Origin of the sequence: Rhodococcus sp. 1168 (assembly GCF_002091955.1) — a bacterium.
Taxonomy (GTDB): domain Bacteria; phylum Actinomycetota; class Actinomycetes; order Mycobacteriales; family Mycobacteriaceae; genus Rhodococcoides.
Genome location: NZ_MKKY01000081.1, coordinates 1 through 6,446 on the forward strand (window position 1 = coordinate 1; position 6,446 = coordinate 6,446).

Here is a 6,446-nt window from a genome sequence, read left to right on the forward strand (position 1 = left end):
GAGACTTCCGAATATGCGTGGAATTGTTCTGGCGGGCGGTACCGGGTCGCGTCTTCATCCGATCACGATGGGCATCAGCAAGCAGTTGGTGCCGGTGTACGACAAGCCGATGATCTACTACCCACTCTCGACGCTGATCTTGGCCAATATCCGCGACATTCTGATCATCACCACCGAACAGGATTCGCAGCAGTTCCAACGTCTGCTCGGTGACGGCTCCCAGTTCGGCATCAACCTGACCTACAAGGTTCAGCACGAGCCGAACGGCCTCGCTCAAGCGTTCGTCCTCGGAGCGGAGCATATCGGCTCCGACAGTGCCGCTTTGGTGCTCGGTGACAACATTTTCTACGGTCCCGGACTGGGCTCGCAGCTGGACCGATTCGATGACATCGACGGCGGCGCGGTCTTCGCTTACGAGGTGAAAGATCCCAGCGCGTACGGCGTCATCGAATTCGACGCCGCCGGCAAAGCGATCTCGTTGGAAGAGAAGCCGAAGGTCCCGAAGTCGAACTTCTCCGTCCCCGGCCTGTACTTCTACGACAACGACGTGCTCGCCATCGCCCGCGATCTTCAGCCGTCGGCGCGCGGCGAATACGAGATCACCGACGTCAACCGGCACTACCTCGACGCCGGGCGTCTTGCCGTGGAAGTGTTGCCCCGAGGGACGGCATGGCTCGATACCGGCACCTTCGATTCGCTACTGGATGCTTCCAATTATGTGCGCACCATCGAGCAACGGCAGGGCCTGAAAATTGGTTCACCGGAAGAAGTGTCGTGGCGGCGGGGATTCATCACCGACGATCAGCTGCGGGAACGGGCAACCAAGCTCGTCAAATCCGGGTACGGGCAATACCTGCTCGACCTCGTCGACCGCGGCAAGTAGAGGATCTGCAGATGAGTTTTCGTGAATTGAAAATCCCCGGTGCCTTCGAATTCACCCCGCGTCAGTTCGGTGACGATCGTGGCGTGTTCTTCGAATGGTTCAAATCCTCGGACTTCGAACAGGCCGTCGGGCGGCCGTTGGATTTGGCGCAGGCGAACTGCTCCGTTTCGGCAGCCGGGGTACTGCGCGGTATCCATTTCACCGACACCCCTCCCGGTCAGGCGAAGTACGTCACCTGCACCAAGGGTGCGTTTCTGGATGTGATCGTCGATCTGCGGGTCGGGTCGCCGACATTCGGGACCTGGGACAGCGTGCTGATCGACGACGTCGACCGTCGTGCGGTGTATCTCCCGGAAGGCCTCGGGCATGCGATCTTGTCGCTCGAAGACGGCTCGACGGTGATGTACCTGTGCTCGATCGAATACACCCCGGCTTTGGATCGCGACATGAATCCGCTCGATACCGATCTGGCGATCGACTGGCCCACCCTCGCTCGCGACGGCTCACCGCTCGAGTACCAGCTCTCCGACAAAGACAAAGCTGCGCCCTCACTCGCGCAGGCCATCGACGCCGGATACTTGCCGACCTACACAGCCTGAGCCGGGCCTACCGGTAAGCCCGACGGCATCGTAATTCATGAAAGTTGTAGCGGTCGCTCCAAACGTTGATGGCGGCGGCTGTTTTCGCTCTCCTTCTCTATCTGGGCGTGCAGTACCTCTATGGCCAGCGTCCCTCTCGAAGCACTCGAGTTTGCTGAATTTGGCCGGATGTGTGCGGAGTTTCGCGTTGATGTTGTGGACTGAGTGGCTTCGCGAAGTCGATTGCGCGAAAGCATGAGTCGGGTCGGTGACCAACCGAGCGATGCCGTCGGTGTGGAATGTATCGACGAATGCTCGGAATCACTTTTCGAAACCAACGGCGGTGCTTACTGTTTCATCACGGAGCGCGGTGGTTGAGGCCGTCTGTATGGGTCACAACGGATCCTTTTGGCACGGGGCGAACGAGTGGGTGTACAGGCGTTCCCGCACACCAGAAGGGGCTGTATACGCAAAGGCGACCGGATCAGCTTATTGCTGCAACCTCCTGACGCCCAAAATGCGTATTCAGCCGACCGCTCGTCGGAAAGAACACCGCCGGGCAAGCCGTGTGCGGACCCTGCTGCGGAGACAACCGGTCCTGGAATTGCCGCACCTGCAGCCGGTTCGATCTACTCGTCAACGACATCTGCCATACCTGCGAGGTCACGAACCAACTGAACACAACTCTCGCCGGCCCCGACGGGACAGTCCCCAACTCAGCACTCTTCGCGATCTGCTGCTGACGGATTACACCCCTACCCAAAACTAAGGCCGCTACGATCACTCGCAATAGATGCAGGTCGCACACGAACTCGCAGCCACCGGCGATGAGATCACCGACAACCACCTGGACACACTGCCCCAACAAAGCCACGGCCGGTTGCTGCGTCACATACTCGTCGACACCGGAGCGCTGGAACCGCGCAGCGCGCTGACCGACGCAGTCGATCCATGGCTCGCGCATTTCCTCGCCGATCAACCGCCCGAGGTGCCCCCTGCTGCGGCCCTACGCTGCGTGGTCGGTCCTACGCCGCGCACGGAACCGCCACGCGCGCGGACTCAACTCCCCAGCGCCCACAAATACGTCCTCACCCGCATCCCAGTTGAGGCTCAGTTCCTCACCTGGGATCGACACCCGCGCGGCTACCCTTTCTGTCGCAACTCAGTCCGACGTCGACTTGTGGCTATCGCAGGGAGTGACAACCCGACACCGAATCCGCCATTTCCTCCGGTGGACTTACACCAACGGGCACACCGCCGAACTGACAGCACCCTGGCTCGGACGAGAAGGACTGCCTAGCCCCATCATCGCCGACGACACCCGATGGGCACTACTGCGGCGATGCTTGCGCGAAGACGCCATCGCGCTGGAACTGCGCGTCGCCGGTTCCCTGGTCCTCCTCTACGGTCACATTCCCACCCGCATCGTCGAACTCACCCGAAACGGGAGCACCGATTTCTGACACTCGCCACGCAGCCGGTGCTGCTGCCGCCCGCCCTGGCGGACTTCGTCGCTCAGCTCGCCGAGCAGGATTCGCACACCACACCGGACCGGGCACCGTGGTTGGTCCCCGGTATCCGCGGAGGAAGCCATCCGCGACGCCGGCGTACTGACCAAGCTTCTGAACAATGAACTGGGCATCTTCGTTCGACCCGCCCGCGGCGTAGCACTGTGCGGCGCAGCCGGACGAACCCGTGCTATCGCCGACGCCATCCGCACAGGACAGGCCAACAAGGAAGACACCACCGCGATCGAGACACGGATTGTCACCGCCGAAACCGCCAGCCTCCCCTTACCTTGTGGTGAGGAGTATTTCAGCCAACAAGGAAAGAACGACCGCCGCCGATGACTAAATTCGAGGAACATTACCCATGTGTCATCCGTTTGACCGATACCTTCAAGCCACGCCATCTGGCAGTGTCAAGCATTGTTGCGACGGGACAATCCGATAGCGCTTTCCTCAATTCTGAAGCTCCGGATTAGTCGAGTGTACCGCCTCTTCCCGATTGCTCATTGTTTTGACCGAGGAGTGACTAGCGTGAACCGTGCCCGAGCCAACCTAGTTGCGCTGACCCTTCTCATGCCGTTCGGACTACTCTCTTGCTCAGGGCCGGATCCGACCGCAAGCCCTGCTCCGGCTATAGGATCATCCATTTCGTCAGAACAGGTGAACTCGCCCGATCCAGCAGTCAACACTGTTGACATTACCACCCGCGGGCCGGTCTATATTTCTTGTTCGCCGGAATACACTTTGAAGGAAGCTAGAGAGAGCATCATCGGTCAGATTGATGCCGAAACAGGTACTTTCAGGGAGATACGGCGCATCGCCGATAGGAACTTCGACTACATCAACACGCGAAATCTTTGCCTTCCAAATGGAGCATTTGCCGGACTTGAGATTCGACATAAATTCAACTCTGATTTCACCAAAGTCGTGGCAGACGGGTCGCAAAGTGGTATAGGCTACGTAGATTTGACGTCGGGAAGTTACGTGAATATAACTGCCTACTACGAAAAGAATTTAGGAGATTTTGAACCAAGTCCTAGTTTTTCGAAGCCTATGTTCGATGACGACGGTAATTTTGTGTTCTACGACCAGGTACTTGAACAGTTTAATTTTCTTAATTTGGATACCATGCAGATCGTAAAAGTCCAAACTCATTATCCAGATAATCCCGATGAACCCATCGATCCAGTGCCCCTATCGGCAATTGGTCCGGACGGTGTTGTCGTACCGTTGACTGTCGGCGCCTGCGGACCGTACGTCGCGCAGGCGTCGAGGCTAGATCTTGATCCGCATGCTGGGTTGTGGTGGATCGATTACGGGCGGTTCCTGAAGAACGGTGAGGACGGGCGCCTGGTGATCGCGACACCCAAAACCGCCCCTGCTTGTGGAATTGATGAGGGTGAACCGATTTCGCCCAGGACGGCGCACTCCACGAGGTCGGCCGTCAGTGATCCCACCGGCACAGAAATTCTGTTTCTCGCTAACCCTGACGTAGTCAAAATCGGCGATTATTTATACAGAGCCAACCTGTCGGATCCCGAGAAGCCTGAGAAAATCACGACTGATCCGGGACAAATTATCGGCGAGTTCAAATTTATTGATTGGGTGACAGGTTGACCTGTTGGCCAATAGGGTTCATCGTGGCAAGTATTGTCCCGACGGTACTCGGCCACCCTGGCCGACCTGCGCGGTTGCACGGCAATCTGATGGCCCCGGCGTGCGACACGATTCCGGATCCGGTGCCCACCTCGCCATGACCAATACACCGCGGTCAATTCATCCCTATGACAGTGGCTCTGGCTGACATCGCCCAACGGATTGCTACCGGGAACGATCTGTGCAGCCGTCTACCGCTGACGCCGCCAACACCTCTGCGTAGGAAATTGCGCAGGATGTGAGTACGTTGGTTGCATTGCCAGTAAGTTGGGTGGAGCTGAAGACGGCTATAGTGGCGGTCTTCCGCGAGCTCCATGACATCGGAGCTCTGGTCCGTGAGTCGGCGCGCGATTACCGCCAGGCCGAGACAGAGAACGCGTCGACGTTCACATCGACGAAGGTCCTGAGGCTGTGAGCTCGCCGGGCGGCATTAGCTCAGAGGCTTGCGACGGATACACAGTCGACCTGTAGCTACTTGACCAAACCACAGAATTGATCGCACGATTCGTCGCATTTCTCGAAACCACCCTTGCCGACATCGATTCCGACGTCGTTCAACGACTGCGCCAAGTGTGGGGCGGCGAGGGGTCTGGAGCACTCCAAGAACGCCAATCTCGGGGACAGCTGCCATCGCTCGCGCGCACGGCGAGGTCGAGGAGATGCGGCTGGCTGCACGAACTGCGCACGCCAACTATTCGGCCGCTAAGTCGACGAACATCTCCATGTTGGGGCGCTGATCGATGGCAGAGACGATCCGGCCGCAGAATTACTACAACGCAGCTCAGGCAGTTCTCGATGTTGCCGCGGCACTGTCGACCCTGCACAGCGACACCATGACTGCTCTCGCCGACACCGGATCGATGGCCGGTGAGGTTCCCCCCGAAAAGTGGACAGTGGTCACGCGGCCATGATGGGCGCGATCAGTGACTGTTCGTACGTGGTGGGGCTGAGCATCCCGATCGTGGAGTGCCTACGGCGAGTGTTGTAGAAGTTCATCCAGTTGTCAACTGCAGCAACCAATTCAGTGGCATGAACGAAGGTGTGCCGGTAGTAGTACTCGTGCTTGAACGTCGACCACAGACTTTCGGCGCCGGCGTTGTCCCAGCATTGACCGGTTTCACCCATCGAACGCCGCAACCCGTACCGTTCACACGCCTGCTTCATGATGTCAGCAGTGTACTGAGATCCCCTGTCCGAGTGCATGATTGTTCCCGCGACATCGCCGCCACGTTCGGCGACCGCCATCTCCAACGCTTCGACAACCAGCTCGGTGCGCATGTGATCGGCCACGGCCCATCCGAGAACCTTCTTCGAGTGCTCGTCCTTGATCGCGCACAGGTACATATCCCCCTCCCCGCAGGTCAGATACGTTATGTCCGAAGTCCACACCGCATCGAGTTCACCCTGATCGAAACGGCGCTGGACCAGATCATCAGGGAACGAGGCGAACGGATCGACCACGGTGGTGCGGACCTTGAACGTGCGCGGACTGATGCCGACGACACCGAGCGATCGCATGATCTTGGCGACAGTTTTCTCGGTGATCACCTCGCCTCGGTCGTGGAGTTCGGCGGTGATGCGCGGTGCCCCGTACACGCCTTTCGACTCCTGGTGGATCGCGAGGATCTTGATCTCCAGATCGGCTCTACGCTGCTCTCGCTCTGCCAATCGGGTTGTCACACTGCGTCCTTGGTTCTTGTAGAAGCCGGAGGTCGACACCTCGAGCAGGCGCGCCATCCGGTGAACTGCGGAGTTCGCGTACTCCGCGGCCATCAACGTGTAGAGCTCTACTTTTGTTGATTGGCTGCGAAGTACGCGGAC

8 protein-coding genes are annotated in these 6,446 nt (G+C 58.8%); 6 read left to right on the forward strand and 2 right to left on the reverse strand.

From position 1 onward, the window contains the following. Positions 1 to 13 precede the first annotated feature (13 nt). Both rfbA and BJI47_RS18670 read left to right on the forward strand, forming a co-directional pair. Positions 14 to 883 (forward strand): glucose-1-phosphate thymidylyltransferase RfbA, encoded by an 870-nt coding sequence (gene rfbA / locus BJI47_RS18665; protein WP_088942946.1) that lies wholly within the window; start codon positions 14 to 16, stop codon positions 881 to 883. Positions 884 to 894: 11 nt separating this feature from the next. After that, positions 895 to 1,482, forward strand: coding sequence for a dTDP-4-dehydrorhamnose 3,5-epimerase family protein (locus tag BJI47_RS18670; protein ID WP_088942945.1), 588 nt, complete (start codon positions 895 to 897; stop codon positions 1,480 to 1,482). A 463-nt stretch (positions 1,483 to 1,945) separates the two neighbouring features. On the opposite strand, the gene BJI47_RS18675 is transcribed toward BJI47_RS18670, so the two are convergent. Then, complete coding sequence (locus tag BJI47_RS18675) at positions 1,946 to 2,425, reverse strand: hypothetical protein (RefSeq protein WP_088945155.1); 480 nt, start codon at positions 2,423 to 2,425, stop codon at positions 1,946 to 1,948. A gap of 232 nt (positions 2,426 to 2,657) precedes the next feature. On the opposite strand from BJI47_RS18675, the gene BJI47_RS18680 reads away from it, so the two are divergent. From BJI47_RS18680 to BJI47_RS24190, 4 genes are all read left to right on the forward strand, one after another. Beyond that, the gene (locus BJI47_RS18680; protein ID WP_088945156.1) at positions 2,658 to 2,924 is read left to right on the forward strand and encodes a hypothetical protein; all 267 of its coding nucleotides are present in this window, start codon (positions 2,658 to 2,660) and stop codon (positions 2,922 to 2,924) included. Positions 2,925 to 3,500: 576 nt separating this feature from the next. After that, the gene (locus tag BJI47_RS23800; RefSeq protein WP_125458758.1) at positions 3,501 to 4,586 is read left to right on the forward strand and encodes a hypothetical protein; all 1,086 of its coding nucleotides are present in this window, start codon (positions 3,501 to 3,503) and stop codon (positions 4,584 to 4,586) included. A gap of 310 nt (positions 4,587 to 4,896) precedes the next feature. Further along, a complete protein-coding gene (locus BJI47_RS24185) occupies positions 4,897 to 5,040 on the forward strand; it encodes a hypothetical protein (RefSeq protein WP_176224959.1) in 144 nt (47 codons plus the stop codon). A gap of 325 nt (positions 5,041 to 5,365) precedes the next feature. Next, positions 5,366 to 5,536 carry a hypothetical protein gene (locus tag BJI47_RS24190; RefSeq protein WP_176224960.1) on the forward strand — a complete coding sequence of 57 codons (171 nt, stop codon included), beginning with the start codon at positions 5,366 to 5,368 and terminating at the stop codon, positions 5,534 to 5,536. Here BJI47_RS24190 and BJI47_RS18695 read toward each other — a convergent pair. Continuing rightward, positions 5,523 to 6,446, reverse strand: a 924-nt coding sequence (locus BJI47_RS18695; RefSeq protein WP_088942194.1) for an IS3 family transposase, incomplete at its 5' end; no start/stop codon positions are given. The two genes, BJI47_RS24190 and BJI47_RS18695, sit on opposite strands and share 14 nt — an antisense overlap.

Coding starts and splice junctions, on each gene's coding strand:
- rfbA (WP_088942946.1), top strand. CDS start 14: ATGCGTGGAATTGTTCTGGCGGGCGGTACCGGGTCGCGTCTTCATCCG.
- BJI47_RS18670 (WP_088942945.1), top strand. CDS start 895: ATGAGTTTTCGTGAATTGAAAATCCCCGGTGCCTTCGAATTCACCCCG.
- BJI47_RS18675 (WP_088945155.1), bottom strand. CDS start 2,425: ATGCGCGAGCCATGGATCGACTGCGTCGGTCAGCGCGCTGCGCGGTTC.
- BJI47_RS24190 (WP_176224960.1), top strand. CDS start 5,366: ATGGCAGAGACGATCCGGCCGCAGAATTACTACAACGCAGCTCAGGCA.